Origin of the sequence: Fictibacillus nanhaiensis (genome assembly GCF_019801215.1) — a bacterium.
Taxonomy (GTDB): Bacteria; Bacillota; Bacilli; order Bacillales; family Fictibacillaceae; genus Fictibacillus; species Fictibacillus nanhaiensis_C.
Genome location: NZ_JAHVJO010000003.1, coordinates 1 through 26,742 on the forward strand (window position 1 = coordinate 1; position 26,742 = coordinate 26,742).

The following is a 26,742-nucleotide window of genomic DNA, read 5'->3' on the forward strand; positions in this document are numbered from 1 at the left end:
ATGTTCATAAGTGAGCAACACATTATACTTAAACTCTTTAGAATACCCCATAAATAAAACTCCCCTTAAGGTAAAACAGATTTTTTATTTCATCTGTCTACCTAAAGGGGAGCATATCACCTTGGTGTTAGCTCTTTTCGTATTAAACTTTTATCGTGTGGAAGGCATTCCTGGATTTTTAAGAACAACCACTTCAAGTTTATCCGCCGTATTTACTGCGAAAATGGTATAGATGGTATTGGCATCTAATTTGGTGCCAGAAAGACCTAATATTTGTTTGCCATCTGGTGTTCGAATTTCTAAACGGTATGTGTTTGGATCTAACTCTTTGTAATCTGTAATTGTTTTAAACGATGCTCCACTAAAGAGTGTAGGTCCATCGATTACTCCCACATCTACTGTAGGCGCATCTGGAGAAAGATGTCCAACACGGACTTTCGCTTTTCCATTTGTAACACGAAGAGCATCTTCAGCTACTACTAATTCAATATTTTTAAGCGTATTGGCTGCTGCTACCGTATAAGCTTTACCACCTTCGACCGTTAACTCTTGAGAGATAACCGGATTAGATGTTGTTCCCGCAGCAAAGATTTCTACTTTATGTGGTCCTGCAGCCAGTGGAATATACTCTGTTGCTGTTTTAAAGGACGCACCTTTTACAGCGGGTTTCCCATTTACATAAACATCAACTGCTGGTGCGTCTGGTGAAGCATGCACGATCCGAACCAATGCATCGTTCGAGTTGGCTGCCGCTCCTGTCGCCATTAAACCTAACAACATGAAAGCCGTAAGTGCGATACCTACAAACTTCTTCATCTTTATCTCTCCATTTCTGTAGTGTTCTAGTTGTTTATCTGATGTACCCTCACAATTTCTTAAAAAGTGTCATTGGATAACATTCGGTTTAGTTTTTGATGATCCAAAATCATTTATACTTCATTTTGAAAAACTCAAACAGGGAACTGTACTTTATAAGATTTTTTAAAAATTGAATAAGGGTATACGTAAGGGGTGAATCTTAAGAAGGAGGTTGTTGGCTATCGATGAAGAAGATTTCTAAAAAGACATACTAAAACCATCATAAAACGAAACAAGCCGACTCCTTTTAATAGAAATCCGCTTGTTTATGAATCGATTCTTTTTGTATAAACGACTAACCGCTTCTCATGTTCGTTTGACTTACGATCGTATAGTCCCGTACAAGTAATCAGGTTCAGCCTTCCATCACGAGAAGGACCGAATATCTCCCGGATAGGTGCTTCATCTTTCTCATAAGCAACGACTCGTTCTACTTTAAAAGAGACTTTCTCTCCTGCCTTGTTGTATACATGAACCAAGTCACCGGCTTTTAGTTTTTTTAGATAAAAGAATACAGCAGGGCCTTTGTAATCGTCCACATGACCAGCTATGACCGCATTTCCACGTGCACCTGGTTTCACTCCTAATTCAAACCATCCCACATCCTTACCGTTATCAGGCACTTCCATCTGACCTTTTTTGTTTAACCCCTGCCCGTCTATTAGAGCATCAACTTCCAATAAAGGAATTTCAATTCTCTCCGGGTCAATTCCAGTCAAAACAGGATCTGATGAAGTTTCTTTCGGAAGGTTTTTATCTTTATTTATCATATGACTCGTAGTAACTGTTGCAATTTGTGTCAGCTCTTGTTTTGCCGTTTCATTCGTTGATAAACTATTGTTTCCTGCTGAGCAGCTGCCCAGCAGGAAAATAGCTATTACCCATAAGTGTTTCATTAGTGAGCCGTTCTTTTACGGTAAGCGGCAAACGCTAGAACGCCAAGCCCTACAACAGAAGCGATGATTCCAGTCGTATAATCAGTCGTTGACTCAGAAGCTCCGCCCATTCCAGTCTTAGGCATCTCTGAAGGCATGACCATCGAATCTTGGAGAACTAATACTTCAAGCTTATCGGCTGTATTGATCGCATATACGCTGTATACCATATTTGCTTCAAGTTTTGTTCCTGAAAGATCAAGCACTTGTGTACCGTCAGGCGTACGAATTTCTAAGTCATACGTATTCGGATCTAATTCCTTATAATCTGTAAATGCTTTAAACGTAGCACCGCTAAACAAAGCATCTCCACCAATCAATCCTATATCTACAGTCGGTGCATCTGGAGAAAGATGCCCGATTCGAACTTTCGTTTTCCCTTCAGTTGCTTGCATAGAATCCTCTGCTACTACCAATTCAATCATTTCAAGTGTGTTGGCAGCTGCCGCCGTGTAAGCTTTACCCGCTTCAACAGTTACAGTTTGTGAAATTACTGCATTATCCTTTGTTCCCGCTGCAAAAATTTCTACTTTGTGCTCACCAGCTGGCACTGGCATATAATCTGTCGCTGCTTTAAATTCTGCTCCCTCAACAACTGCATTTCCATCCACGTAAACATCAACTGCTTGTGCATCTGGTGAAGCATGTACAATACGAACCATCGCGTCATTCGATTCAGCGAATACCCCAGTGGCCATTAAAGCAAACATCATAACAGCGGCAAGTGCAGATCCTACTATCTTTTTCATTTCATCTCTCCTCTAAAATGGTATACAAACGTCTGTACATGTCTTGTAAGTCATTTGTATAACTTATGTACCACATAAACCATAACCTTAAACTATATTTTTTAAAGATTTACATTTTTATAAAATGTTCAAGGTTTCCCCTTCTTTTTAAAACTTAGTGGTTTAGGGAAGAGCACTAAAGGTCTTGGCGTCCAATTTGTTCAAGGTTATTTTCTTCATAAGCCTGAACCGGTAACAACTTTTTAAAATTAAATGAAAATATCTACTAAAACTTGTGATACTGTCCTACTCATTCTATTTCCCTCCTACATATCATGATTGTGAGTGATGATATAAGCAGAGAGGAGGATTTACATGAGTTTTGGTTGTAAAGGTGGAGGATTTGCACTAATTATTGTCCTTTTCATCTTGTTAATTATCGTAGGTGCAGCATGTTTCTGTGGCTTTGGTTATGGCGGCGGTTATGGATTTGGCGGCTTCTAATAAACCGCTTAAAGCAGTAAAATAATTTATAATATGGCTACGTAGCAGAATTTACAATGGTAATGGAGACGGAACACAAATTATTATCGTAGGTTTTGCTATTGTAGTCATCTTTCATTACATATAAAAAGACGCTTTTTTTATTTCTGAAAGCGTCTTTTTTGCGTTATCTCCTAACTTCCTGAAGTTAGACTATCCTCAAACATATCAATAATATGAAGAAACCTTTCAGCTTCACGGAAAACATGATCGGCAAGGAGCGGATGTATATTGCTCTTGATTCTACAGGCCTCAATTAACTCCGTTGCAGCCTTTTTAAAATCTCTTAACGATACGACGGATACACGGTTTTGATCAAGAAATTGATTGAGCAGCGGTTTGGTTTCTGACTGTGGACGCATGGAATCCAAATCAATCGCTTGAAACACAAGTTGATCAAAATCATGACTGAATTCTCTTGCCTGATCGACAAGCTTTCTTTCAGATGGATCAAGAAGATGTCCAATAAACTTGGCATGGTCCGCCATAATTTTAAGAAAAAATACATTTTCTTTTATGATGGCTTCTGGTAATGGTCTCAGCTTCCCTTCATTTAATTCTTTTAGACGGTTCGCAAAATAGGCGGCTTCCCGGCTCGTATGGTCAATTAAAAGAGCATAATTGTTTGAAACTACTTTACAGCTTAACGTTAACCCAAGAACTTTTCGATTATATGCCCAAATGGAAACAGCCGATTGGTAAACCTGATTATTAAAGTTGATAATTTGCTGAGGATCAGAGTTCTGCGAGTATTGACTGAGTTGTTCTTCAATTTGTTCAAATACAGGTATGAATTGCTTCGCCTCTTGAATAAGTTGTTTATCATCAGCATTAAATCCAAGACTTAAAAATAAGGCATGTTCCTTCATGATTCTTGACCAAAAACGGATTTCATCAATTGAACGCATTACAAACGAATTAGACATTGATTCACCCCTAATGATTTTTTCACCATTGGAGTATATTCACTTCGTACAACCTTTATGATAATTTCCCTATGCTGTTTTCGTACACTTTATTGTTTTTGAGAATAGTAGTTTTCTGTTCTAAGAGGCTAGCAACGGTTTTCTATAATCTACTCGTATCGCCTTCTTTGTACTACCGTTGCTTATTTAACAAGTGTACAAACTTTTCCCGTGCTTTTTCATTATGGATCATTCTTTTCACTCGAAAAGAACTTTGTAAATAGGCTCTTACTCTTCTACTCACAAAAAATAAAGAATGATAGTTTTCATCATCATATAATGCTGCAAACCAGCTGTATTTTTTCATTTGCTCAATGTGCTTGTCAATTTTCTTTGTATCTAAAGAGTTATCACCTACACCGCCTGCAAGCATGTTTAACAGGAAGTCTATCATCGCTTCACAACCCCTAACCTTATCTGTTCTTCAATCCCTTCTGTTATGTTCTGCAAACCTGTCAAGCTTCCTGCTTGTCCGTAATATAAAAACAAGACCGCACGTAGGCAGTCTTGTTTTAACAAACGATTAAAATAGGTTTCGTATAAATTGAGCTTGATTATGGGTTTCAACCTTTACGTCAACGTTTAATTTACGAATATTATCACAATGAATGTGGAGTCTTTTTGCTTTATCAGCGTTAAGATAAGAAGCGTATTGATCCAGCTTATCTACTTCGCGGAGTATGTCTTCTTTTGTGTCTGCTTTTTCAATCCTGCTGCAACACGAGCTGATTTGGTCATAAACAGACATGCTATCCACCTCCTTTATTTTTTTATCTATATACCCTACTCTTCATTTTTAAAACGGTTGGCTTAATTGCTCGAAGAATCTTGCCAACTAGAGGAACCTGTCATTTGCATCGTTAACTGCTTGGCGTGTTGAAGATGCAACTCGGCATAGTCCTGCCATTGAATGATGTTTTCTACGAACGGTTTATACGGTTCAGGTGCTGCTTTAAGCATAACCTTTAAGTTTTTTCGTACTCCTTTGTCTTGATCCTCGGCTTGTTGGATACAGAGAATTAACGTTTTTAGAACAGATGGCGTAATATACCCGTTAACCATGCGGATGGCTGAACCCACAGCAGTTACACGATGGTAGGACGCCGGAACGAGAAAACGGTGCATGTTATTGTTTCCTTCTAACTTTTTTGTTTTGGGTATGTGATACAACTCCGTACTCATGGAGCACACAATTTGCTCACCATACAGGCTTTTCTCCAGTTCATCAGCAACAGACTTCCACCTATTACCTTGTCTCATCACAAAAAACACCCTTTCAAAAGAAATCGATGCATTATGTGTATGTTTGTAACACTTGTACGGTACCTAGTTTAGTATTCTCTTTAAGGGAGATTGGAGATTTTTTAAAAGGAAACTTTTGGATTTGAAAAAGAGATGATGAGAGATTTTGGGACAGGTATAAGAAGAGGTTTGAAATTGATACTTATATCATGTATAAGTTGTTTCCATATTAAAAATTTCAATATAGGGCGGGCGTAGGAAAGGGGTGTCATACGAATATCTTTCATAACAGTTTAATACGTGAAAACAATTAAAACAAACCTTACTAAAATGGTTTTTTCTATTTGTTTTGTATTGTATCTCTTAACATTCTAAGAGTCTGGATAATAAAATCAAATTCATGTTTAGTAACTTTTTTTCCATCTAAACATAAATCGTATTCTTCCAAAAGTTCGTCTGAAGAAAAATCAAGTTCTTTCATCAAACTTTCTTCCTCTAGTGTGAATGGTTCGTTCACGTCTAATAAAGTCATCAGGTTTACCGAATATACTTCAGCAATTTTCACCAATAATGATAAAGAAGGCGAATAGACACCTCTTTCAATTTTTGAAAGGTTGCTATAATCATAATTGATTTTTTTAGCCAAAGATTTTAAGGTATCTCCATTTTTTTTGCGAAGCTCTTTAATTTTCACATTCAAACTAATTCACTTCCCATTTAAGCATTATCTTCATTCTAAGTTGAGCAACGTTTACATGTAAATTTATTATACTTATATTGGTGTAATTGTCAAAATTATCTACTTTTTTGGTATATGTAACCAAAAATAATGTCTCTGCATATAATTTTAACATGAGTCATGAAATATGTTACTCATACACTCCTTTGAAACTGCTCCTGCTCCGCCAAAGCAGGAGTAGACTTAAATAAAAAGTTTTAATCATGAAGTAATAAGTAAATTAATAAGTTTTACTATTACGACTTTTGGTGTATAGACCAATTAACTAATAGTACTTTATAATTACATTAAAATAGGCTAAAGGACTATACAATTGGAGAGGATCTCTTATGGAAAAAAAGAGCATAAACTTAGTAAGTTTGATTCGAAAATTGATAAGAGAATATGAAAAGAAGCACGAAACGTTATATTTTTCTTTTATAAAAAGGAATAATGAATATATTTATATAGATATAAACGACAATCTACTGGAATTGTTACGCCTAAAGGCAACAGATGTAATTGGTAAAAGCTTATATAATAATCAGAACTTTTTAGGAACTTATTCTGATGAAATTTTCAATAATTATGAAAAGGCATGGCAAGGTGACCCCATTTTTTATTATTTAACCCCTGCTTCTAATACCGAGATATTCCTCATTATTTCACTTGATCCTATTTTAAATGAGAATGGAAATGTTAATCGAGTGGATGCTCATTGTGTACAATTAAACAAAAGCGATGAAAATGTGTTACAAATGAGCCTATCTCAATTTAAAGAACATGAATCGATTTCAAACAAATAATTAAATGAAGAGGGAATCCTCTTTTTTTCTTTGTCTTTAAAACAACACCCACATCAAATAGAAGTGGGTGTTGTTTTAGCATATTTCACAAGTCTTAGTAAGGTTTGATTTTTTTGTCGCCTAAGCAGACGATAGCACAAATACAACGACAGTCAAGGATGATCGTTCTTTTTTGTTCATGTTGATGCTTTCCGCAGTGTTCCATAAAACTAAAGACCACACAACACGATTTACGATCGAATCTTTCCAGTTTAAACTCCGTACTTCTCATACTGCTTATTGATAAAGGCTCTGAAGCACCTTTTAGAATAACCAGAAACTTCATTTCATTATCTGTACATAAACCAAGAGTATCATTTGCCAATTTTTCTAAAAGCTCGCAAATGCATGTATCACACTTATTTTTTTTATCAGTGTGGGTATTTTCGTTAAACAAAGTGTTATCCATTTTAACACTCTCCTTTCTTTAATTACTTCAAGATATGTACGATATACCAATTTGCGTTAAGTTAATCACCTATTTATTGTAATAATTACCAAAATGCCTATACAGAAGTTTTAAGATGGACATAGTTTACATAAACACAACAAGATTGGTAGTGAAACGATGTTACCTAAAGTAAGCATTGTCTTATCCACATACAATGCAATTGAAAGACTTAAAAAATGTTTATTTTCCATCACTTTGCAAACCTACACCCTCTCCGATTTGGAGGTTGTGGTTATTGATGACTGTTCTACAGATCAGACTCAAGAATATATAGAAAACACTATCTTCCCATTTTCAGTGATTTATCACAAAAATGATAAAAACTCAGGTAGATCTTATACACGTAACAAAGGAATCCATCATTCTAATGGTGAGGTCCTAATATTTTGTGATTGTGACATGATTCTTCCTCCTGAATTTGTGCAGAAACATCTAAACTATCATAAAGCAAATAACAATCTAGTCGTTTGCGGTTCCTTTTGGCAACAGCTCCCTTTAAGTACTTCACTTTCTTTAGAGTCTATAAAAAGCAGAGCCTATCAAAATGAAGCAATTGAGCAACCTTGGGCTTATTGGTTTAAACAATTTGTTCAATTGTATGGTAAGCATTTATCCTCCTTTTACTTCCCTTGGATGTACTTTGTGGTTATGAATGTATCTGTGAGAAAAGAGCATATCATTCAGGCAGGATGCTTTGATGAATCGTTTCAAGGATATGGAGGAGAAGATGAGGAGCTAGGATACCGTCTATATCAAAATGGACTTCCATTTATAATGGATACAAACATCAAAAATTTTCATCAAGAACACGAACGTTCTTTCAATCAACAAAAAGAAAGCCAGTCTAATATTAATTACATTGTTAAGAAACACCCTAATATAGACATTTTGCTTTTTTATTGCTTTAAAGAATTTGATCATTTTTTTAAAAATAATATATGTAAAGAAATTGATGAACTAAATGAGAATTCCGTTCTGCATAATTTAGAAAAAATGATTGCTAGACTGGAGCATCAAGGATCTTTGGACGAAATGGAAGATTTTTATTATTTCTCTAGAAAATCTGCTTGTCCCCCTCATTTGTCACGTATGATTAAGAAGAAACTTAAACAAGGAAGGCGATTTTAGTTGAAAGTATTTGGTGTTATACCTGCTGCTGGAAAAGGATCACGGTTATCTCCTCTCCCTTTTTCAAAAGAATTATTTCCTTTAGGATTCATGAATGCTCATGGAAAAATATGTCCAAAACCCGTTTCTGCCTATTTAATCGAAGCTCTAAAAAAAGCGGGAATCGATGATCTCTATTGGATAACATCTGTGGCTAAAACAGATATTCAGAAGTATTATAAAAGCGGAACAAACCTAAAAATGAATTTTTGTTATTTACTGCAAGAAGAACCAAATGGCTTGGTAGATGCTTTGACATGTATTGACCCTTGGATAAATAAAATGGATGAATATTTAATCGCATTAGGTTTGCCTGACACGCTCTTTTATCCACCTTGTATATTTACTCAGATGAAAAAACGTCTATTAGACGATCTCACCCTAGATGTTGTACTTGGACTTTTCAAAACCGACCAATGGTATAAACTAGGCATGGTCGAATATGAAGAACTGGAAGAGAAATCTTTAGTGAAAAGGATTGTGGATAAACCAAAAGAAAAACCGAACACAGAATTTGCATGGGGTGTAGCCATGTGGAAACCTTCTTTTCAATCTAGATTAGCGAAATTCCTGTCCGAAAGTGAAAGGCTAACGGAATATACGTTAAGTGAAGCATTCAATAGTGCGATTGGTGAGGGATTAAATATTGGTATAATTAAAGGCAGCCATTTTATAGATATGGGGACAGTTGAGGATCTACAAAAAGCAATTGAGATTCAAAATTCGCTTTCTTTTGAGGAAAATAAGGATGATTAAACTAAGCATCATCATACCTTCCTATAATCGGTATCCATTAAATTTGTGGAGTTTGTATTCACTGGAGAATCAAACCATTTCATCCGACCAAGTTGAAATTTTATTTATTGATGATTGTTCTACAGATGAAACACCATCATTAAGACATTTTGAATCAAGGTATCATTTCACCTATATTCGAAATTCCGTAAATAAAGGTCGAGCAGCTTCTAGAAATATAGGAGTAGAATTAGCTAGAGGAGAAATTATCTTGTTTCTCGATTCCGAAATGTTGACCGAACCAGACTTTCTTGAAAATCATATGAATCACCATCGTAATGACAAAAGCCTCGTGGTAAGTGGAACTTTTTATCATAAAGGTGTTTTTACCATGTATTACCCTGACTTTTCACATAATCAAGTAAACCATATCAAACATCTAGCTAAACACCACTCATTTCCACTGCGAACTCTCCCTGAATCCTATCCTGTTCCCTTGATAAAGAAAGAAGATATCCACACCTCTCAATTTATTAAATTATCTTTTCCAAACCCTTATTTTCCAGAAATCTCAGAGACTTATGGTGATGAATTAAAAGGTTTTACGCAGCCATGGACTGTTTTTCTTAGTGGGAATGTCTCCTTACAAAGAGAATTATTGTTACAAACAGGAGGGTTTGATGAAAACTTCAAAGGTTGGGGATATGAAGATTGGGAACTTGGGTACCGTTTATATAAACAAGGAGCTTATATTGTTAGTAAAAGCGACATAAAAGCGTATCATCAAGAACATCCTATTCCTCCTAATTTTATTGAAAAACAGATGATCCCGAATTTTTATTACTTTCAAAACAAGCATAGCGCTTTTGAAGTGAGCATCCACGCACTCTTTTTGTTAGGAAAGATCAATCGTGTTCAGGAAAGTCTAATCGTGAAAGAGTATGTAACTTTAATTGATGAACATCCTGTTGAGTTCATATCACTTCTTACTCTATTTCAGGCAGGACTAGAACAGATTGCTGCACACTTGGCTTCAGTCCCAATTAACAAAAGAGAGCTCGTACTAAATAGAAGAACGATTAAACAACAAAAGATAAAATTATTTCGAATGAATAAATATCACCATTTTCTTGATGCATTTTACTTTATTGAAAACAAAATTTTGTAAGGAAAAAGAGCTGTGCAGCAACAGCTTTTTTGTTATTTTTAAATTTATGTGTTAAAAAAGGCTAACTTTTTATATGGACGCAATATAATGTATGTAAGAGCTGTAATTAACAAAATTATACATTAATAATAAGGTGGGATCTTTTCTTATGAAAAAGATAAGGGAACTAAGAAAAAAGAAAGGGGACACCATTAAAGAGTTAGCGGATAAAATTCAATATGATTATAGTAACTTGTCCAAAATTGAACGTGGCCTTCTTACTCCTTCCATAAAGTTACTATCTAAAATTGCAAATATTTATGAGGTGAAGTTGACCTATTTATTAGATAACGAAGGTTTTTCAAGTGAAGAGCAAAGTTTCATGGAAGACTTAGAGCTTTCATCTGAAGATCTGTTAAACAAATATAACTTTTTATTGGATGGTAAACAGGTTTCTCAAAAGGAGGCAGAATTTATTATTATGATGATTCGAAAGTTAAGAGAAACTTTAACCGATCAATAGAAACTTCCTAATATTTAGTGCAAGATTATTATATTCAACCCAATTGGTTTTATTTACACAAATTTTATCTTCTTTTGGTTCCGAATACCAACTTTTCACCATATACTATATTAACCCCGATAAGGGATTCAATTTGAATTAAGGTGAAAAATAGATGAAAAACAATGAAACAATCAACGAAGAATATTGGAAATTGCTTCAGGCTATTGAAAAAAAGGGGCTAGACACAAATAAATTTCAACAAATTCTGTTTGATTTATCGAGCTATGGAAATACAATGTTGCTTGAACAACTTGTAGAAATCTTGTATTTTTGTTTAAAAAAGTGAATATTTTTTTATTCAACACAGAATAAAGCTGCCAACATTATCGGCAGCTCCTACTTTTTTATTCTTTCAATTAATTTACAAGGTTAAACAACAACTGCAGGCAGCGTTTTACCTGTTTCTAGTAAGGTCTTCAGGTTGCTCATGATTGCTGGCCAGCCATTATTGTATCCTTCAAACGTATCTTCTTTTTCTACAATCTCTGACTCTATTAAGTTATCATGTTTCAATGTCAGCTTAACGGTTGATTCCATTTGCTGCAAAGTAAACGTAACAACCGAAAGATCTCGCTCGCTAGTGTCTTCTTCATACGTCCACGTAAAAGAGAGTTCATTTGGCGGATCAAATTTTAATATGTTACCATAGTTCGGCCCTGCCCCTTCACGTGTGTGTTTAATCGTTGATCCTTCTTTCCAATCCGACTCCACTCTTGTACCAAAAAAATATTGTTCGGTCATCTCACTGTTTGTTAGTGCTTCCCAAACTTTGTCAGGTGTAGAAGCGATATATGTTACATAAACGAATTTCCGTTTATTCATTTTTGTGTTCCTCCTCTAAATTCTTTTTCAATGTATGTAAGGCTTGTAAAGTTTGGTCTTCATATTTGTGGATCCATCTTTCATAAATCTCATGTATAGGAACCGGATTCAGATAATGAAGCTTCTCTCGTCCGTTCCATTCTACTGCCACTAGATGTGCTTCTTCTAATAGTTTGAGATGCTTCGTTACAGCCTGACGTGTTATATCAAGATGTGCACATAACTCATGAAGCGTTTGCCCGTTGTTTTGATACAAGAGGTCTAACAACTTTCTGCGATTGGAATCAGCAAGTGCTTTAAATACCGAATCTATAAAGTAACACCTCCCCTTCTTTTGATTTGATTATATGCAACTTATTGGTTGCATGTCAAAACAACTTTTCATAATAAAAAAAGAGTGACTCGTGTAAGTCACTCCTTGTACAACTTATGTCTCTTGTTTAATTCCTAACTCAGATAACAAAACACGGCGTCCTTCTTTACTCGAACGAGCTGCCGCCTCATTGATGGCAGTTAGATTCAACATATCTTCTTTTGTAATGACAGGGTTTATTCCGCCTTCAATCGACGCTACCCATTGCTTCATCGCGGAGGGGAGTGGATGTGGCAGCTGTGCTGGAGTAAACCACTCCTCAGTTGTGAAGGATTTACTTTTCAATCGGACGTTGTCGCCTTCAATCATTAACGTTCCTTCTGTTCCATAGAGTTCGAGCTGTTGCGGACTGCCGAACGAAAGAAAGCCTGTTTCAATCATTCCCATCGCGCCTGATTCATACTCGACCATTACGACGGCGTTATCGTCCACTTCATGCTTATAAAAATGGTTTAACCTGCCGCTCACTGCTTTGACTTTTCCACCTAATCGGTTTGTTAAGTAGATCGGATGCGCACCAAGGTCGATCAACGCTCCTCCGCCGCACTCCTCTTTTTTATAAAAATGCTCAGGCAGCCATCCGTTAGGGTTTTCTTTAGAAGGAACGGCTCCGTTATGTGCCACGCGGCATCTGATGTATGTAATATCTCCAAGCAAGCCTTCGTTCACCACATCCTGCGCATACAGGTAAGAGCTTTCTGTCAAACGGGGCAAGGAAAGCATAAGCTTAACGTTATTTTCTTCAACAGCGGCAAAAATCTCTTCACAATCATCAATAGAGAAAGCCAAAACTTTTTCGGTGAAAATATGTTTACCATGGTTTGCTGCAGCAATTATGATGTCCTTATGCTGATTGGTTGGTGTTGTTAGGATTACTCCGTCAATCTCTGGGTTTGATAATACAGCTTCTAGGTCTCGTACAAAAGGAACGTTTAATTCTTTTCCCCACGTTTCTCCACGTTCATGGTCCTCATCCCATACCATTTTAATAGAGATCTCTTCATTTTCCTGTGCTTCCCGAGCATAATCAACGGCATGGACGTGCCATTTGCTAAGTAAGGCAACATTCACCATTATACCCACCCCTTCTCCAGCTCGTATTCATTAATTGATTAACTCACTTTTGGTGAGAGCATAATCTTTTCTTCTTTTTGCATGATGATAATATCATATGTTTTATTTAGTAAATGTTTTCTTAGTTCCAAGGGAATCGTTAATTTTCCTTTTGCACTGACCGTTCGAGTAAATTCTCTTGACTGTTGCCGGTCAATGATAATGATGTCATTATCGACATCAATCCCAACTTCTTTACCCTTATGCAGATTGAACTCTTCTCGCCATGTAACAGGGATATAAAAATAACCCCTCTGATTATTGTAAGTCTTGTCTGTGAATATGACCAATGATATTCACCCCTATTGTTATGATAGTCAAATCATATTACGAATAGGTGATCTGGTAAAGGAGATATAAGAAAATTTAGACATTCTTTACAATTCTAAGTATTGATGAAAAGCTACTTTCAGACTAGATAAAGATTAGGGAAGAACATGTTAATATCTTTAGACCTAGAAAATTTAAAGGATTTTAGTCATGGCTGTCAAAGATATCTCTATGTACGAATCATTGTAAGTGTAGAAAGGTGGGGGAAACGTGAGCGAAGAACTTGAATTATTTAGAAGGAAAATCAAAAAATCCGGCCATCTTTTTGCTGATGTCATTACCGAAAAATTCAAGGAAGAAAATGCCTCACTGAAATTGGATTTTAACAACATATACATAATGAGCGAGAAACTGTTCTACTATCTTAGTAATGCGCTCAATGAAGAGTATGAGCAAGCCAAAAACACAATCCATACTTGGACGGATATTTTTGAATTGGAACAGCCTGAATTACCTCTTAACTATTATTTGGACATCCTTCGGTATACGCGGACCATCATTTTTGACTATCTTGAAAAAGAAATGAACAACGATAACATCTCTGCTTCTACTGTGTTTCAAATCATGAAGATTCTGAACCCACTTCTAGATTACGCCTCTAATTCGTTAACCGAAAATTTTACAAAATCCCTGTTTAATATGAAGCTTGCCTTGCCTGAAACAAACGAAGATCTGATAATTACGTTAAAAGAACTGAAAGATTTTCAAGTGGCTTTAAATGAAGCGACCATTTTTGCAATAACAGACCAAAACGACAACATCGCTTATGTGAATACGCATTTCTGCAACATCTCCAAGTATACGAGAGAAGAATTAATCGGTCAGAACCATGGTGTCTTTCTAAGATCTGGTTATCATACTGATGAATTCGTTCAAGATATTAAGGATTCCATTCAAATGGGTAAGGTGTGGAAGGGTGAAATCTGCAACAAAGCTAAAGACGGCTCTCTTTATTGGGTGGATGCGACGATCGTTCCTTTTTTAGCGGCAGAAGGAAAAATGTATCAACACTTTTCGATCCAATATGATATTACAGAAAAAAAGCAAACGGAAGAGATGCTTCTTAAGTCGGAAAAACTGTCATTAGTAGGTGAACTGGCAGCAGGGCTTGCCCACGAGATCCGAAATCCTCTTACAACCGTGAAAGGATTTGTTCAAATTCTCCATCAAACAACCGGCGAAAAAAAGGATTTCTATACAAAGGTCCTTCTTAATGAGATCGATCGCATTAACTTTATTGTCAGTGAGTTTATGGTATTAGCTAAGCCTCATGCGGTTTATTTTAGTATGTGTAATCTAAGCGAAATCCTTAAATCTGTTATCTATCTTCTCGAAGCGGAAGCGAACCTAAAAAATGTGGTCATTGTGAATGATTCTATTAACGAAGATGTGAGTATCTTCGGAGAGAAGAACCAACTCACTCAAGTGTTTATCAATCTCATAAAAAATGCGATGGAAGCACTACCTGAAGGAGGCTATATTCGTGTTTCGACAGAGCAGATCGATGAAACGGTCACGGTTTCCATTGAGGATAACGGTATAGGCATGACAGAAGATCAAGTGAAAAAGCTAGGCAATCCCTTTTTCACGACAAAAGAGACCGGTACCGGTTTAGGATTGATGGTGACCTATCAGATTATCCAAAATCACAAAGGTACAATTTCCGTTAGCAGCGAAGCCAATAAAGGAACTACATTCAAGATTGTTCTTCCTGCAAAAAACTAGAGATTTTTCCAAATGCTATTCATGATACATGGGGTTATTGTATAAGCATATAAGGAACGCCAAAAACATGCACGTTTTGTTAAGGAGGCATTGTTATTGGAGATATTCCCCATCATTCATACAAACTTTTGGGATGCTCTCATTGCTATACCTGCCATTATCGTATTAATCGAGATTTTTAAGGTTTTCTTTCCCTATTTTCGTTCTTGGGAGCCAACGATTGCGATTGTTCTTGGATTTCTCCTATCGATATGTATGGTTCATGGGGACTCCCTATGGACCGGCGTAATCATGGGCGTTTTCTATGGAGTAGCTGCCGTTGGGGCTTATTCCTCTTTCATAAATGCCGTCCGTACTTACCGAAACAAGGATTCAAACAGACGTTTTCATTAAGAAACCTCCTGTTTTAAAAAGCTACAGGAGGTTGTGTTTAGCTGCGTTTTCATTATTCCGTCTTACCTTCAAATGAATCCATTCCGCCTGTCATGTTGATCACCTTATAGCCGTGACTATCTAACAGCTGGCATGCTCTTCCGCTTCTTCCGCCAGATCGACAAATCATAACATATTCCTTTGACTTATCAAGCTCATGCATCCGAAACTCTAACAAACCAAGTGGAATGTGCGTGATGCCAGGAATTTTCCGTTCTTGTACTTCATCCACCTCACGAACGTCGATCATATTCAGTACTTGTCCTTCATTTAATTTTGTTTCTACTTCTTTTGCTGTTAGTTGTTTCATCTTCATCCTCCTCATTATCTCCAGGCCGAAACGCCGCCCTTAACATTCTTTACTTGAAATCCTGATTTTACTAAAACTTTGCTGGCTTTTTGACTTCTCATCCCGCTCTGACAAATGACGACTACTTCTTTTTCTTTAGACAGTTCATTTGTTCTCTTTGATAATTGATGAAGCGGAATATTGTTAAATCCAGGAATGTGATAACTTGAAAACTCTCCTGAAGTACGTACATCAATAAACTGCTTATTCTTATCTTTCAACATTGTCTTTAGGTCTTGAGTGGTAATATTCTCCACACCTTTAATGGGCATAAAACGCTGTATCATAAACCAAATGATCAGTGCAAAAAGAATATAGTTGATGTAATCCATGGTCTAATCCCCTTTTATTACTACGATTTCTTATCGTTATATTATACCCTATAGGGTATAATGTCAACCAATTAATCACCACTTCCATAAAAAAGAAGAGGCTGTCCACCCTCTTCCTGTTTTATATGTTTTTATAATAAATAATGGTCGCTTCTAATCCTCCACTCTCCGATATAGCAAAGTTCGGAATTCGACCAGCTTCTACATAACCGATTGATTGATAAAGGAAATTAGAAGGATCTCCTTCTCTCGTATCTAAAACGAGCAACGAACGCTTTTCTTGAATAGCTCTTGTTTCTGCAGTCACCATGAGTTTACGAGCAATACCCTTTTTTCGATAAGAAGGGTGAGTCATTAACTTGGCAATTTCTGCACGATGCGTACCATTAGGCTTTCTGCATAGATGAAGCTGAACACTTCCCACGACTTTATCTTCCATTTTCGCGACCCATAAAATGGCATCAGGTGATAAAACGTTCTTCCAATACATGTTTGCATCCGTCTCACGTAGTGGAGGCAAAAAACCAATCGATGCCCCTTCATGAACAACACGAACTAACATTGAAGAAAGTTCTCCAATTGACTCGTTTATTGTATGTAATTCTATAATTTCCACATTCGTTTACTCCTTTTATGTGAATTTTAGTTTAATCATCGTTATCCCTATTTTATCACTCGTGGTTGAGGAGTCATTAAAAATAAATCTTACTTTTTTAATACACTGAGGAATAGAATAGCGTAGTGCTCACCAACAAAAATGTAAGAAAACCTAACAAATTTATGATATAATAGTTAACAATATTCCGAATTGTCTGTACGAGTTTTCGTTCTTTCTATAGGAGGACTGGAATGGCAGCTGATAACACATCCTACAAAGATAAAAAAGTGATGACCATTGGTATTATAAGTGAGTTAACCGGACTGTCTGAAAGGAAGATTCGATATTATGAAGAACGAAAGCTTATCTTTCCAGAAAGAACGGGAAAAGGCACCCGAAAGTATTCGTTTTCTGATGTTGAACGGCTCATGGAAATTGCGGATCACATTGAAGACGGTATCCAAACCTATGAGATAAAAAAAGAGCTTAAGAAGAAGCAGAACCGTGAAGAACGCAACAAGATGATTCGGGGTCAACTAAACGCTCAATTTAATATGAGAAAGTAAAATCAGCCGACTCCTTATTAAAAGATTGCCAACTGATTTATTTGGATAGCCGCTCATAAACATCTCGCAGATTCTTCATTCCTAACGCTTGAATTCGTTCTACATAAATACTCCAAAGTTCTGCTGTCATCCTCGCATCTCCTAATGCATGGTGACGGTTAATGACGGGAATACCGCAATGTTCACAACAATCTTCCAAACGAACAAAATTATTTTTTGGTTCTGCGAGTCTTAAAAGAAATGACGTGTCTACGATTCTATGTTTGAACTGACTTCGAAAAAGTTTCCAGTTATAATGCTGCAGAAATTTCTTTTCATGACTAGCATGATGTGCCACAAGAACAGCACCTTTTACAAATTCATAAAAATCAACCATCACTTTTGATAGTTCTGGTGCCGCATCAAGCTCCCTATCAGTTAGTCCTGTCAGTTCCTTTATTTCATGAGTAAGGTTACCCTTACAACGAACAAGTGAATAAAAAGTATCCTCTTGCTGAACTTCTCCACCTCTGACTTTCACCGCTCCGATCGATAGAATTTTGTCTCCCTGCTCAGGATTAAAACCAGTCGTTTCTAGATCGAATACTACAACATTCAGCTGATTAAGCGGCACAACCAAACTCTCCTCTACCTTTAACTCTTTTTGTAGCTGCCGTAAAAACGCAACATGCTGCGGGCTGGATTGTCCTGATAAAGACGCGTATACACTTGAGTTAATTTTGCCCTGGACTTGTTTCATAAACTGAATAAGCGGGTTTATCCTCATTTGTGCATCGTTCCCTTAATGACCGAGCGTGTATAATCTTGTAGTTTTTGTCCATTTAACAGAATATGTTTGATCTCTTTTCTCTCATCCTTACTTAGTTCTTTAATATGGAGATAGTGAATGTCATCGTAGTTTTCTGTCATTGTTTTATGATATTTAAGTCGGTAGTGAAGAAGATTTTCAAATTCTTTTACACACCAGCTGAGCTCCTGTTGATATCTTGGAAGCTTTAATAGTTCTTCAATTCTTGAGAGTGTAGAAATTGCGTTAATGCATTCTTTCATGGCAAGGAGACGAACATTATTCACATATGGAAAAAAACCCGATTGTTTCAGATCAATGCTCCCTGCATGCGAGCCATGCGTTTCAGTTAAAAACTGATGAAAGAAGCCAACAGCTTTTTTTATATGCTCTGTGTTTTCAAATAACCTTTCAAGAAAATGCGGGTATTCCTTCATATAATCATGTACGATTTGTTTAAGTTTATCACCATATTTTTCTTCACCAACAAGCACTCGTGCATCATAAAAAATTAACAGAAAGCGAATACTCTCGAAGCTTTCTTCTTTCAGCCATTTGGAAAGCTGTTCACTCCATTTCATTTGTGATTTGCACCATACTGAATTCGAACTCATTACATTTCCATCACAATACGGATAACCGACTTCGTTCAAACCATATGCCAATTCTTTTCCAAACTCAAGAAAGTAATGACCCGCTTCATCGTTTTCTTTTTCATAGATCAAACCATGGTCTTGATCAGAGACAGGAGCTTGTTCAAATCTGCCTGCACTACCCATTACAATCCAGGAATATAGGCAAGGGGGTGGTCCAAAGGCTTCAGTGTGTTTTTTGAGCGCAGCATCAAACACTTTCTTCATGATCGTGTCATGAAAGACATTTACATCACGGGACGAATGTTCATGGTTACTCCATTCACTGTCACGCCATCTTTTTATCGACAAATAAGACATATTTACACATCCCACGTGAGAAAAGCATTGGGAGAGTTCCCCAAAATGCCCTTCACTTCTATTAATTTGCAAGTCTGTTTTTTTCTTTGTTTGTAACGAAAGCTTCTGGATAGCCGTAGTTTCCGTGTTCACTAACATCTAATCCGATAATCTCTTCTTCCTCAGATACACGCAGTCCTTTCATAACCTTTTTCATCGCGTATAAAAGAACGAAAGAAACGACGAATGCGTAAAGCGCTGATACGGTTACACCCATCGCTTGAACACCAAGCTGCGAGAAACCACCGCCATAAAATAGACCCGGTTTACCGACTGCCGCAAGTTCTGGTGTTGCAAAAAGCCCTGTAGATAACGTACCCCAAATTCCTGCTGCACCATGAACGCTTAGTGCATAAATCGGATCATCCACTTTTAACTTATCGAATAACTTCACAGAGTAGAATACAAGAATGCCTGCTACAAATCCGATCAGAACTGCTGCCCACGTTTCAACAAACGCACATGATGCCGTGATAGCAACAAGTCCTGCTAATGCCCCGTTCAGGATTGTAGGAATATCTGATTTACCTAGTACCATCCAAGAAATAATAAGTGCAGCAACCGCTCCAGCTCCAGCCGCAATGTTCGTGTTTAAAACTACAAATCCGAAAAAGCCATCATCAACAACAAATGTACTACCCCCATTAAAACCAAACCATCCGACCCAAAGAACAATAACGCCTAATGCAGTGTATACTTGATTATGTCCAAAAATAGTGTTGGATGTGCCATTCTTATTGAACTTACCAATACGCGGTTTAAGTAAAACCGTAGCCGCTAATGCTGCCATTGCACCAGTTAAATGAACGACTGTTGAACCAGCAAAATCTTGCTTGCCGTGTTCCGCTAACCATCCCCCTCCCCAGATCCAGTGGGCCACTACCGGGTAGACAAGAACTGAAAAAAGGATTGCGAATACAAGGTAAGCGGATAACTTTGCACGCTCAGCAAAACCACCAAACGCTATCGTTAACGAAATCCCAGCAAAAGCAAGCTGGAACATGAAGAATGCAGCTGTAGAATATGGAATCCCCTCCGCTTGTTCACCCGAATAAAAAAAGTCAGTCAAACCAATAAAAAAGTTTGAATTACCTCCAAAGATAAAACCATAACCTACTGCCCAGAATACTATTGAAGCCAAACCAAACGTAAAAACTGTCTTACCAGCAATATGTCCGGCATTTTTCATACGGGTTGATCCCGCTTCAAGCAAAATGAACCCACCCTGCATTAAAATGACAAGAAGTGCACCTAGCACAAGCCATACACTGTTTAACGAAAACATTATTTCTTCCATTAGAAACGCCCCCTGCTTCACTGTTTCTTTTCATTCTATACAGTTCTGATGAAGATTCTACACCTATGTAAGATAATCTAACATGGTTTTTCAGGAGGGTTTGATCATGGATCACAATATCCTTCTTCCATTCTATCTGCTCTTTTTTGGTTGTCATTTTTCGTTTTTTCCTTTCGTAACCAATAAAAAAACCAAGGAGAATGCCTCCCTGGTTCAATACTTAATAATTGGCCACACACACCATGTTTCTTCCAGATTTCTTAGCTTCATAGAGCGCTTTGTCTGCATCTTTTATGATTAGCGCAACATCTTCCGTTGTTTCTGGATAACACGATACACCCACTGAAACTGTCACATTTATTTTGCCGCCCTTTTCCAAGGTGAAAGGATTATCTTCTACTGTCTTTCTAATTCTTTCCCCTATTTGAACAGCTTCTTCTAAGGGACAATCCAGAAGGAGGACTGTGAATTCTTCTCCACCGTTTCGGCTGACGATATCGAACGTTCGGGTACATGAACGCAAGATGTGTCCGAGTTCTTTTAAGACAACATCTCCTTCTGCATGACCGTATGTATCATTCACCTTTTTGAAAAAATCGATATCAATATAAAGCAACGACAGCTTTTTCTTCTTTTTCTCAAGTTCAGCGATGCTCGCGTTAAAGACTTCATCAAATTTCCGTACATTGTTTAATCCTGTTAGAGGATCGACTGTGGAGGCTGCTTTGTATTTTTGAAATAACTGCTGGCTTTTTCGCAATAAATTTACCGTTTTAAACGCGACATACCCTGAACAATAAGAAACGATCCAATAAACAGGGATAAGAACCTTTAAATAATTTGTGTCTTTAATTAAATAAATGAACAAGATGGTTGATGCAATATTTGTGAAAGTCAGCATCAAAAACTGCTTAACCCGTCCCGTTAATTTTGTTTTCGAGATCAACACTGAAAATAGAGTAATAGACACCATCAAATAAATGGCTGCATATGAAGAGATATTAATGCCTATTAAAAGACGTCCGCCAATTATCATCACCATGGAAATAAAGGCGGGAATGGCTCCCCCAAAGTAAGCTAACAATAGGATTGGAATCGGTCGTAAATCAATAATGGTCGTACCGATTTGTATGCTGTACTGCATCAATATGTTTCCCAATACACCGCCTGCAACTCCTGTTAGTACTTTACTTTTAACAGAAGATTGGGTCGTTAGTTGATAGTTGGTCGATACTTGTGTATATAAGTATAACAACGCAATTAAAATGGCCAGATTTGCAAAAAGTTCTTTAATTATCATGTTTTATCACCATATAGTAAAATACCATATTTCCAATCCAAAAACTAACATTATTTTCAATTATTGCTTACATTTTTTCTCTCATGCCTCTTTCACGCAACATATAAGCCGAACGTTCGCTAGTTTAGGAAAAAGTGGCTATGATGAAGATATAAATTTTATCATATTGGAGTGTTTCGTTTGAGTCATATTTTACTAGTCGGTGGCGGACACGCCCATCTATCTATTCTTCGCAATCTATTAAACGAAACAGCAAGGGATTTTGAAGTGACGCTCATTTCATCTTCAAAATACCAATACTATTCAGGAATGTTCTCTGGGTTTACAGAAGGTCTTTATTCTGAGGAAGAAATCCGGATTGATCTTGAATCCTTATGTAAGAAAGCCTCCGTTTCTTTTATAGAAGACACAATTATCTCTTTTGACCCGTTGCAAAAGGTATTGTTAGGATTCTCAGGCGGCATTTACAACTTTGATGTGATTTCGTTTGATATTGGGTCAGGTATAAACTCAGAATTAACGAAAACGATCGGCTTGAACATCAAGCCCAATTATCAATTCCCTGATCAAATCAAGACATTCCGGTCTAGTGAAAAGCCTGTAGTGATTGGCGGTGGTTCTGCTGGCGTTGAACTGGCTCTATCGACATTAGCGTGGAGAAGAAAAAAGAATAGGAACCGTGCACCCGTGACTTTGATTAGTTCTTCTCCTCTTCTTGATTCATATGGTGCGGCCGCAACCAAGAAGATAAGGGGCATCGCCAAAAACCACGATCTTCGTTTTTACGAAAATGAACAGGTTGAAGACGTGACTGAAGATTACCTTTTGACAAGCAACGGTTCGCGTATTGCCTATTCCGCGATTCTCCCTGTCACCGGACCAAAAGCAAGTTCAATATTTAAACAAGCTCTGCTGCCAATTGATAAAGCAGGGTTTATGATGGTCGAAGATACACTGCAAAATCATGAATTTCCATTCGTTTTCGGAGCTGGTGATTGTGTAACTCTTGCAGGTTATGAACACTTGCCGAAAAATGGTGTGTATGCAGTCAGACAGGGGCCTGTTTTGTGGAAGAATATAAAAAACTATCTATCACGTCAATCATTAGATCGCTTTTATCCACAAAAAAAGTTCGTCTCGATTCTTTCAACCGGCAACCAAAACGGCCTCTTTACGTATGGAGGGTTTGCGGTGCAAGGTAAGTGGGCTTGGACTTTAAAAAATATGATCGACAAGCGATTCATGAATAAACATCATTAAAAAACAAAGCTGACGACAAAAGGACATATAAATGTGCCCCTTTGTTGCCAGCTTTTTCATCATTTCAGACTATGATTTTACAGTTTGCAGTCTTTGTGTAGCCATAAACTCCTCGATCTCTTCTACTTCTCGAATGATATCCTTTGAAAGGTTCTCATACCCATCTTCGGTAACTAAAATATCATCCTCAATTCGGATTCCAATGGATTCTTCTTCAATGTATAATCCAGGCTCGATGGTAATAACCATGCCCGGCTCAAGGACACGATCCTTATATGAGCCAACATCATGTGTGTCTAATCCAAGGAAATGACCCACACTATGATAATAATACTTGGACAGTTCTGAGTCTTCTTGAATTAGGCCGATCGCTTTACATTCTTCTGCGAGCACCTTTTTAGCATGTTTATCGAGTTCTGCATATGCGAGACCTGGTTTAATCAATGCCGTTGTTTCTTTAAGTGCCTTTAACACGATATTATACAGCTGCTTTTGGCGGTCAGTGAATTTTCCGTCCACCGGAAACGTGTAGCTGATGTCGGCATTGTAATAATTTTTTTGTGCGCCAAGATCAAGTAACACGAGATCTCCTGATTGAATCTGCGCATTGTTGTCTTCATAATGAAGGACGGTTGCATTCTTCCCACTTGCTGTAATCGTATTAAAAGCGAAATTTCGAATGCCTGAGGATTTTAGCTTAAAGTCAAAATGAGCTTCTAACTGGTATTCCATCATCCCTGCCTTGGCATGCTTCAACACATTGTAGATCCCCTCTTTTGTGATGGAGATCGCTTCTCGAATGGTTTGAATTTCTTCAGCTGTTTTGATCACTCGCAGCTCGGAAACTTCAGGATAGATGTTATTAATAGAAAGGTGTGGATAGTGCTCTTTAATCTGTTTAGCAAATAACGATGTTTGGGTTGGAGCATCTGACCAGCCACGGCGTTCAAGATCAAGACATACATGCTTCACTTGGTTCGTAAAAAAGAGACTTGCTACAAACCCTTCGAAGTTTTCCACATACTTAACCTCTTTAATCCCAGAAATTTCTTCGGCTTCCTCTTTAGAGATGGTTTTACCTACCCACTTTTCCATAACTGGATCTGCTTTTTGGATAAATAGCATCTCCTCCAGTGAACTTCCCGACTTTTTCATCAACAAAATAACGTTCGGTTCATTGATTCCCGTCAAGTAATAGAAATGGCGGTTCGGTACGAAAGGATAATGTTCATCCGCTGACTTTTGTGGAGCTTTGCCGGCAAATAGGATCGTAACCGATTCATCAGGCAGCACGTCTTTTAATCGGCTTCGATTTCGTTCAAACAAGTACGACATTGTTTCATCCCCCTTGAATAAAAAATAAAAACGACTGAATGGTTTATTTATACACTTCATATTATAAAGATTAAACCGGGGTCATGACAAATGTTTTTTGAATTTTTTTACTTTTTTCTATATATAAAAAAGCTAACCTTTAAATCGGTTAGCTTTCACATGACCTATGCTTCTTGTTCAAACAGCTGTACAAGTTCTACGATGACTTGTGTCGCTTTAACCATGTTATCAACCGAAATATATTCATGACGGCCGTGATAGTTTTCTCCACCTGTAAAAATGTTCGGTGTTGGCAGTCCCATATAAGAAAGCTGAGAGCCATCTGTTCCCCCTCGTATCGGTTTGATGATTGGCTCGATCTCAAGGTTTTTCATCGCTTTGTACGCGATATCTACAATTTCTTTTACCGGTTCGATCTTCTCTCTCATGTTGTAGTACGTATCTTTCATCTCTAACAGGATGTTTCCTTTTCCATATGTTTCTCTTAATTCATCAACAATCTTTTGCATCGTTGCTTTTCTATTTTCAAAAAGATTCTTGTCAAAGTCTCTGATGATGTAATTCATGTCCGTTTGTTCAACGTCCCCTTTTAATGAAAGAAGATGATAAAACCCTTCATAGCCGTCCGTATGTTCAGGGGCTTCTTCTCTCGGCAGCTTGCTTTGCAGTTCCATCGCAATTTTCAAAGAGTTGACCATTTTTCCTTTTGCTGATCCTGGATGAATGTTTTTCCCTTTGATAACAATATGCGCATCTGCCGCATTAAAGCTTTCATATTCCAGTTCACCGAGAGGTCCACCGTCCATCGTATAAGCAAATTTAGCCCCGAATGCCGCAACGTCAAACTTGTGAGGGCCTCTCCCGATCTCTTCGTCCGGAGTGAACGCTACTCGTATTTTTCCATGCTTGAGTTCTGGATGCTGAATTAAATACTTCATCGCTGTCATGATCTCCGCGATTCCCGCTTTGTTGTCAGCTCCTAGCAGAGTTGTGCCGTCTGTTGTGATAAGCGTATGCCCTTTGTAATGATTCAGACTTGGAAAATCCTTTGGAGATAATTCAATATGTAGTTCTTTGTTTAACGTGATGGTTTTTCCATCATAGTTGTCAACGATTTGAGGCTTAACGTTTGCACCAGTAAAATCGGTTGCCGTATCAACGTGAGCCAGAAATCCAATCGTTGGCACGTCTTTTTCTGTGTTAGATGGAAGAGTTGCCATCACATATCCGTTTTCATCGATCGTCACGTCTTCCATGCCAATTTCCTTTAGTTCATTCACGAGCATGTTTGCGAGAGTCAGCTGTCCTGGTGTAGAAGGACAGGATTCACTCGTTTCATCAGATTGTGTATCTACCTTTACATAGGAAGTAAATCTCTCAATGATTGCTTGTTTCAACTTCATCAACTCCCATTCCTTTTGTTTTATCTTAGCATGTTTGTCAGACTTCGAGAAATGCTCTTTAAGCCCATTCACCTTTTGCTTGTCGGGGCTGAACTCTTCTAGAAATGAGCCTTATTAAAAACCTATGTGTCAATAAACCATTTTTATAGAAATCCTTCAACAGTCTAAACAACTTGTCCTTTTTCGCATATGATATATTAACCGACGCAGAGATTGGGGGGACAGGAAATCTCAGCGAGGTGAAATCAATGAGCTGGAAACGAGATCACAAATGTGAATCTTCATCTTCTTATTACTACTACTTCAAATGTAAAAAGTGCAAGAAAAAGAAGAAGAAGTGTAGATGCAGATACTAATTTTCTAAAACAAAAAGGAGTCCATTTTGGGCTCCTTTCCAAATTACTTATATATTCCTTGTATGTGATCAACGGAAGACTGAATCAATTGCTTCAAGACTTCCACGTCAATATCCGAAAGCTTATTAACATACACACAGGCGACTCCCGTTGTGTGTTTGCCAAATTCTTTTAGCAGCGCTTCGCGGTTAGGGTCACCAGGAGATAAGTATAAACTAATTTTGGCTTTCCTAGGGGAAAATCCGACTATTGCCGCATCTCCTTCATGACCTGTTGCGTATTTGTAATGATAAGAACCAAATCCGATAATGGTGGGTCCCCACATCTTCGCCTCAAATCCTGATGTTTCGGTAAAGATGTCCAGCAATTTATACGCATCTTCCCGCTTTTTCGGGCTTTCTACATTTTCAATAAACTCGATAACATTTCTGTCGTTTTCCTTTGTTTTTAGTTCATACATACAGAAATCGCTC

34 protein-coding genes are annotated in these 26,742 nt (G+C 37.4%); 11 read left to right on the plus strand and 23 right to left on the minus strand.

What is annotated here, in order from left to right:
• Positions 1-150: 150 nt before the first annotated feature.
• The 3 genes from KUV80_RS12945 to KUV80_RS12955 all read right to left on the minus strand — a co-directional run bounded on the left by KUV80_RS12945 (position 151) and on the right by KUV80_RS12955 (position 2,542).
• A complete protein-coding gene (locus tag KUV80_RS12945; protein ID WP_222463169.1) occupies positions 151-816 on the minus strand; it encodes a DUF4397 domain-containing protein in 666 nt (221 codons plus the stop codon).
• Positions 817-1,124: 308 nt separating this feature from the next.
• A complete protein-coding gene (locus tag KUV80_RS12950; protein ID WP_222463170.1) occupies positions 1,125-1,754 on the minus strand; it encodes a sortase domain-containing protein in 630 nt (209 codons plus the stop codon).
• Positions 1,754-2,542 (minus strand): DUF4397 domain-containing protein, encoded by a 789-nt coding sequence (locus KUV80_RS12955; RefSeq protein WP_222463171.1) that lies wholly within the window; start codon positions 2,540-2,542, stop codon positions 1,754-1,756. The genes KUV80_RS12950 and KUV80_RS12955 overlap by 1 nt, the downstream gene beginning before the upstream one ends.
• Before the next feature lie 354 nt (positions 2,543-2,896).
• On the opposite strand from KUV80_RS12955, the gene KUV80_RS12960 reads away from it, so the two are divergent.
• Positions 2,897-3,025, plus strand: a complete 129-nt coding sequence (locus KUV80_RS12960) for a YjcZ family sporulation protein (protein WP_222463172.1) — start codon at positions 2,897-2,899, stop codon at positions 3,023-3,025.
• A 173-nt stretch (positions 3,026-3,198) separates the two neighbouring features.
• On the opposite strand, the gene KUV80_RS12965 is transcribed toward KUV80_RS12960, so the two are convergent.
• The 5 genes from KUV80_RS12965 to KUV80_RS12985 all read right to left on the minus strand — a co-directional run bounded on the left by KUV80_RS12965 (position 3,199) and on the right by KUV80_RS12985 (position 5,971).
• On the minus strand, positions 3,199-3,990 hold the full coding sequence (locus KUV80_RS12965; protein WP_222463173.1) for a DUF2935 domain-containing protein: 792 nt from the start codon (positions 3,988-3,990) through the stop codon (positions 3,199-3,201).
• 172 nt (positions 3,991-4,162) lie between these two features.
• Positions 4,163-4,423: a hypothetical protein gene (locus KUV80_RS12970; protein WP_222463174.1), complete on the minus strand. Its 261-nt coding sequence runs from the start codon at positions 4,421-4,423 to the stop codon at positions 4,163-4,165.
• A gap of 129 nt (positions 4,424-4,552) precedes the next feature.
• Positions 4,553-4,777, minus strand: coding sequence for a hypothetical protein (locus tag KUV80_RS12975; RefSeq protein WP_222463175.1), 225 nt, complete (start codon positions 4,775-4,777; stop codon positions 4,553-4,555).
• Positions 4,778-4,839: 62 nt separating this feature from the next.
• Complete coding sequence (locus KUV80_RS12980; protein ID WP_222463176.1) at positions 4,840-5,289, minus strand: hypothetical protein; 450 nt, start codon at positions 5,287-5,289, stop codon at positions 4,840-4,842.
• Between the two features lie 322 nt (positions 5,290-5,611).
• The gene (locus KUV80_RS12985; RefSeq protein WP_222463177.1) at positions 5,612-5,971 is read right to left on the minus strand and encodes a helix-turn-helix domain-containing protein; all 360 of its coding nucleotides are present in this window, start codon (positions 5,969-5,971) and stop codon (positions 5,612-5,614) included.
• 368 nt (positions 5,972-6,339) lie between these two features.
• Between KUV80_RS12985 and KUV80_RS12990 the strand changes: the two genes are divergently transcribed.
• Complete coding sequence (locus tag KUV80_RS12990; protein ID WP_222463178.1) at positions 6,340-6,795, plus strand: hypothetical protein; 456 nt, start codon at positions 6,340-6,342, stop codon at positions 6,793-6,795.
• Positions 6,796-6,889: 94 nt separating this feature from the next.
• Here KUV80_RS12990 and KUV80_RS12995 read toward each other — a convergent pair whose 3' ends face one another.
• Positions 6,890-7,243 (minus strand): hypothetical protein, encoded by a 354-nt coding sequence (locus tag KUV80_RS12995; RefSeq protein WP_222463179.1) that lies wholly within the window; start codon positions 7,241-7,243, stop codon positions 6,890-6,892.
• Between the two features lie 159 nt (positions 7,244-7,402).
• Here KUV80_RS12995 and KUV80_RS13000 point away from each other — a divergent pair, with 159 nt between their 5' ends.
• From KUV80_RS13000 to KUV80_RS13020, 5 genes are all read left to right on the plus strand, one after another.
• The gene (locus KUV80_RS13000; protein ID WP_222463180.1) at positions 7,403-8,413 is read left to right on the plus strand and encodes a glycosyltransferase family 2 protein; all 1,011 of its coding nucleotides are present in this window, start codon (positions 7,403-7,405) and stop codon (positions 8,411-8,413) included.
• On the plus strand, positions 8,414-9,208 hold the full coding sequence (locus tag KUV80_RS13005) for a sugar phosphate nucleotidyltransferase (RefSeq protein WP_222463181.1): 795 nt from the start codon (positions 8,414-8,416) through the stop codon (positions 9,206-9,208).
• On the plus strand, positions 9,201-10,355 hold the full coding sequence (locus KUV80_RS13010; protein ID WP_222463182.1) for a glycosyltransferase family 2 protein: 1,155 nt from the start codon (positions 9,201-9,203) through the stop codon (positions 10,353-10,355). Before KUV80_RS13005 ends, KUV80_RS13010 begins: the two co-directional genes overlap by 8 nt.
• 148 nt (positions 10,356-10,503) lie before the next feature.
• The gene (locus tag KUV80_RS13015) at positions 10,504-10,857 is read left to right on the plus strand and encodes a helix-turn-helix domain-containing protein (protein WP_222463183.1); all 354 of its coding nucleotides are present in this window, start codon (positions 10,504-10,506) and stop codon (positions 10,855-10,857) included.
• Between the two features lie 154 nt (positions 10,858-11,011).
• Positions 11,012-11,185, plus strand: coding sequence for a hypothetical protein (locus tag KUV80_RS13020; RefSeq protein WP_222463184.1), 174 nt, complete (start codon positions 11,012-11,014; stop codon positions 11,183-11,185).
• An 83-nt stretch (positions 11,186-11,268) separates the two neighbouring features.
• Here KUV80_RS13020 and KUV80_RS13025 read toward each other — a convergent pair whose 3' ends face one another.
• From KUV80_RS13025 to KUV80_RS13040, 4 genes are all read right to left on the minus strand, one after another.
• Positions 11,269-11,721: an SRPBCC family protein gene (locus KUV80_RS13025; RefSeq protein ID WP_222463185.1), complete on the minus strand. Its 453-nt coding sequence runs from the start codon at positions 11,719-11,721 to the stop codon at positions 11,269-11,271.
• Positions 11,714-12,034: a winged helix-turn-helix domain-containing protein gene (locus KUV80_RS13030; RefSeq protein WP_338083512.1), complete on the minus strand. Its 321-nt coding sequence runs from the start codon at positions 12,032-12,034 to the stop codon at positions 11,714-11,716. Before KUV80_RS13030 ends, KUV80_RS13025 begins: the two co-directional genes overlap by 8 nt.
• Positions 12,035-12,148: 114 nt before the next feature.
• Entirely contained in the window at positions 12,149-13,168 is a 1,020-nt protein-coding gene (locus tag KUV80_RS13035) for a Gfo/Idh/MocA family protein (RefSeq protein ID WP_222463187.1), read from the minus strand.
• 38 nt (positions 13,169-13,206) lie between these two features.
• Entirely contained in the window at positions 13,207-13,497 is a 291-nt protein-coding gene (locus KUV80_RS13040) for an AbrB/MazE/SpoVT family DNA-binding domain-containing protein (RefSeq protein WP_222463188.1), read from the minus strand.
• A 250-nt stretch (positions 13,498-13,747) separates the two neighbouring features.
• Here KUV80_RS13040 and KUV80_RS13045 point away from each other — a divergent pair, with 250 nt between their 5' ends.
• Together KUV80_RS13045 and KUV80_RS13050 are read left to right on the plus strand one after the other, a co-directional pair.
• A complete protein-coding gene (locus KUV80_RS13045; protein WP_222463189.1) occupies positions 13,748-15,262 on the plus strand; it encodes an ATP-binding protein in 1,515 nt (504 codons plus the stop codon).
• Positions 15,263-15,358: 96 nt separating this feature from the next.
• Positions 15,359-15,655 carry a hypothetical protein gene (locus KUV80_RS13050; protein ID WP_246625217.1) on the plus strand — a complete coding sequence of 99 codons (297 nt, stop codon included), beginning with the start codon at positions 15,359-15,361 and terminating at the stop codon, positions 15,653-15,655.
• A gap of 52 nt (positions 15,656-15,707) precedes the next feature.
• Here KUV80_RS13050 and KUV80_RS13055 read toward each other — a convergent pair whose 3' ends face one another.
• The 3 genes from KUV80_RS13055 to KUV80_RS13065 all read right to left on the minus strand — a co-directional run bounded on the left by KUV80_RS13055 (position 15,708) and on the right by KUV80_RS13065 (position 16,937).
• The gene (locus KUV80_RS13055; protein ID WP_222463190.1) at positions 15,708-16,004 is read right to left on the minus strand and encodes a rhodanese-like domain-containing protein; all 297 of its coding nucleotides are present in this window, start codon (positions 16,002-16,004) and stop codon (positions 15,708-15,710) included.
• A 14-nt stretch (positions 16,005-16,018) separates the two neighbouring features.
• Complete coding sequence (locus tag KUV80_RS13060) at positions 16,019-16,375, minus strand: rhodanese-like domain-containing protein (protein ID WP_222463191.1); 357 nt, start codon at positions 16,373-16,375, stop codon at positions 16,019-16,021.
• Positions 16,376-16,496: 121 nt separating this feature from the next.
• On the minus strand, positions 16,497-16,937 hold the full coding sequence (locus KUV80_RS13065) for a GNAT family N-acetyltransferase (RefSeq protein ID WP_222463654.1): 441 nt from the start codon (positions 16,935-16,937) through the stop codon (positions 16,497-16,499).
• A gap of 287 nt (positions 16,938-17,224) precedes the next feature.
• On the opposite strand from KUV80_RS13065, the gene KUV80_RS13070 reads away from it, so the two are divergent.
• On the plus strand, positions 17,225-17,539 hold the full coding sequence (locus tag KUV80_RS13070) for a MerR family transcriptional regulator (protein WP_222463192.1): 315 nt from the start codon (positions 17,225-17,227) through the stop codon (positions 17,537-17,539).
• Between the two features lie 37 nt (positions 17,540-17,576).
• On the opposite strand, the gene KUV80_RS13075 is transcribed toward KUV80_RS13070, so the two are convergent.
• From KUV80_RS13075 to KUV80_RS13090, 4 genes are all read right to left on the minus strand, one after another.
• Entirely contained in the window at positions 17,577-18,305 is a 729-nt protein-coding gene (locus KUV80_RS13075) for an exonuclease domain-containing protein (protein WP_222463193.1), read from the minus strand.
• A complete protein-coding gene (locus tag KUV80_RS13080; RefSeq protein WP_222463194.1) occupies positions 18,302-19,279 on the minus strand; it encodes a DUF294 nucleotidyltransferase-like domain-containing protein in 978 nt (325 codons plus the stop codon). The genes KUV80_RS13075 and KUV80_RS13080 overlap by 4 nt, the downstream gene beginning before the upstream one ends.
• A gap of 61 nt (positions 19,280-19,340) precedes the next feature.
• Positions 19,341-20,615 (minus strand): ammonium transporter, encoded by a 1,275-nt coding sequence (locus KUV80_RS13085; RefSeq protein WP_222463195.1) that lies wholly within the window; start codon positions 20,613-20,615, stop codon positions 19,341-19,343.
• A gap of 220 nt (positions 20,616-20,835) precedes the next feature.
• Complete coding sequence (locus tag KUV80_RS13090) at positions 20,836-21,915, minus strand: diguanylate cyclase (RefSeq protein ID WP_222463196.1); 1,080 nt, start codon at positions 21,913-21,915, stop codon at positions 20,836-20,838.
• A 171-nt stretch (positions 21,916-22,086) separates the two neighbouring features.
• Here KUV80_RS13090 and KUV80_RS13095 point away from each other — a divergent pair, with 171 nt between their 5' ends.
• The gene (locus KUV80_RS13095; RefSeq protein ID WP_425308810.1) at positions 22,087-23,175 is read left to right on the plus strand and encodes an FAD-dependent oxidoreductase; all 1,089 of its coding nucleotides are present in this window, start codon (positions 22,087-22,089) and stop codon (positions 23,173-23,175) included.
• 69 nt (positions 23,176-23,244) lie between these two features.
• On the opposite strand, the gene KUV80_RS13100 is transcribed toward KUV80_RS13095, so the two are convergent.
• The 3 genes from KUV80_RS13100 to KUV80_RS13110 form a co-directional block, all read right to left on the minus strand.
• Positions 23,245-24,510 (minus strand): aminopeptidase P family protein, encoded by a 1,266-nt coding sequence (locus tag KUV80_RS13100; protein ID WP_222463198.1) that lies wholly within the window; start codon positions 24,508-24,510, stop codon positions 23,245-23,247.
• A gap of 164 nt (positions 24,511-24,674) precedes the next feature.
• Positions 24,675-25,907 (minus strand): peptidase T, encoded by a 1,233-nt coding sequence (gene pepT, locus KUV80_RS13105; RefSeq protein WP_222463199.1) that lies wholly within the window; start codon positions 25,905-25,907, stop codon positions 24,675-24,677.
• Between the two features lie 405 nt (positions 25,908-26,312).
• Positions 26,313-26,729, minus strand: coding sequence for a DUF1801 domain-containing protein (locus KUV80_RS13110; RefSeq protein WP_222463200.1), 417 nt, complete (start codon positions 26,727-26,729; stop codon positions 26,313-26,315).
• Between the last annotated feature and the right edge of the window lie 13 nt (positions 26,730-26,742).

Bases quoted from the DNA above. Each gene is read 5' to 3' on its own strand.
- KUV80_RS12945 (WP_222463169.1), bottom strand. From the start codon at position 816: ATGAAGAAGTTTGTAGGTATCGCACTTACGGCTTTCATGTTGTTAGGT.
- KUV80_RS12950 (WP_222463170.1), bottom strand. From the start codon at position 1,754: ATGAAACACTTATGGGTAATAGCTATTTTCCTGCTGGGCAGCTGCTCA.
- KUV80_RS12955 (WP_222463171.1), bottom strand. From the start codon at position 2,542: ATGAAAAAGATAGTAGGATCTGCACTTGCCGCTGTTATGATGTTTGCT.
- KUV80_RS12960 (WP_222463172.1), top strand. From the start codon at position 2,897: ATGAGTTTTGGTTGTAAAGGTGGAGGATTTGCACTAATTATTGTCCTT.
- KUV80_RS12965 (WP_222463173.1), bottom strand. From the start codon at position 3,990: ATGTCTAATTCGTTTGTAATGCGTTCAATTGATGAAATCCGTTTTTGG.
- KUV80_RS12970 (WP_222463174.1), bottom strand. From the start codon at position 4,423: ATGATAGACTTCCTGTTAAACATGCTTGCAGGCGGTGTAGGTGATAAC.
- KUV80_RS12975 (WP_222463175.1), bottom strand. From the start codon at position 4,777: ATGTCTGTTTATGACCAAATCAGCTCGTGTTGCAGCAGGATTGAAAAA.
- KUV80_RS12980 (WP_222463176.1), bottom strand. From the start codon at position 5,289: ATGAGACAAGGTAATAGGTGGAAGTCTGTTGCTGATGAACTGGAGAAA.
- KUV80_RS12990 (WP_222463178.1), top strand. From the start codon at position 6,340: ATGGAAAAAAAGAGCATAAACTTAGTAAGTTTGATTCGAAAATTGATA.
- KUV80_RS12995 (WP_222463179.1), bottom strand. From the start codon at position 7,243: ATGGATAACACTTTGTTTAACGAAAATACCCACACTGATAAAAAAAAT.
- KUV80_RS13000 (WP_222463180.1), top strand. From the start codon at position 7,403: ATGTTACCTAAAGTAAGCATTGTCTTATCCACATACAATGCAATTGAA.
- KUV80_RS13010 (WP_222463182.1), top strand. From the start codon at position 9,201: ATGATTAAACTAAGCATCATCATACCTTCCTATAATCGGTATCCATTA.
- KUV80_RS13015 (WP_222463183.1), top strand. From the start codon at position 10,504: ATGAAAAAGATAAGGGAACTAAGAAAAAAGAAAGGGGACACCATTAAA.
- KUV80_RS13020 (WP_222463184.1), top strand. From the start codon at position 11,012: ATGAAAAACAATGAAACAATCAACGAAGAATATTGGAAATTGCTTCAG.
- KUV80_RS13025 (WP_222463185.1), bottom strand. From the start codon at position 11,721: ATGAATAAACGGAAATTCGTTTATGTAACATATATCGCTTCTACACCT.
- KUV80_RS13035 (WP_222463187.1), bottom strand. From the start codon at position 13,168: ATGGTGAATGTTGCCTTACTTAGCAAATGGCACGTCCATGCCGTTGAT.
- KUV80_RS13055 (WP_222463190.1), bottom strand. From the start codon at position 16,004: ATGAAACAACTAACAGCAAAAGAAGTAGAAACAAAATTAAATGAAGGA.
- KUV80_RS13060 (WP_222463191.1), bottom strand. From the start codon at position 16,375: ATGGATTACATCAACTATATTCTTTTTGCACTGATCATTTGGTTTATG.
- KUV80_RS13065 (WP_222463654.1), bottom strand. From the start codon at position 16,937: ATGTTAGTTCGTGTTGTTCATGAAGGGGCATCGATTGGTTTTTTGCCT.
- KUV80_RS13070 (WP_222463192.1), top strand. From the start codon at position 17,225: ATGGCAGCTGATAACACATCCTACAAAGATAAAAAAGTGATGACCATT.
- KUV80_RS13075 (WP_222463193.1), bottom strand. From the start codon at position 18,305: ATGAGGATAAACCCGCTTATTCAGTTTATGAAACAAGTCCAGGGCAAA.
- KUV80_RS13080 (WP_222463194.1), bottom strand. From the start codon at position 19,279: ATGTCTTATTTGTCGATAAAAAGATGGCGTGACAGTGAATGGAGTAAC.
- KUV80_RS13085 (WP_222463195.1), bottom strand. From the start codon at position 20,615: ATGGAAGAAATAATGTTTTCGTTAAACAGTGTATGGCTTGTGCTAGGT.
- KUV80_RS13090 (WP_222463196.1), bottom strand. From the start codon at position 21,915: ATGATAATTAAAGAACTTTTTGCAAATCTGGCCATTTTAATTGCGTTG.
- KUV80_RS13100 (WP_222463198.1), bottom strand. From the start codon at position 24,510: ATGTCGTACTTGTTTGAACGAAATCGAAGCCGATTAAAAGACGTGCTG.
- KUV80_RS13110 (WP_222463200.1), bottom strand. From the start codon at position 26,729: ATGTATGAACTAAAAACAAAGGAAAACGACAGAAATGTTATCGAGTTT.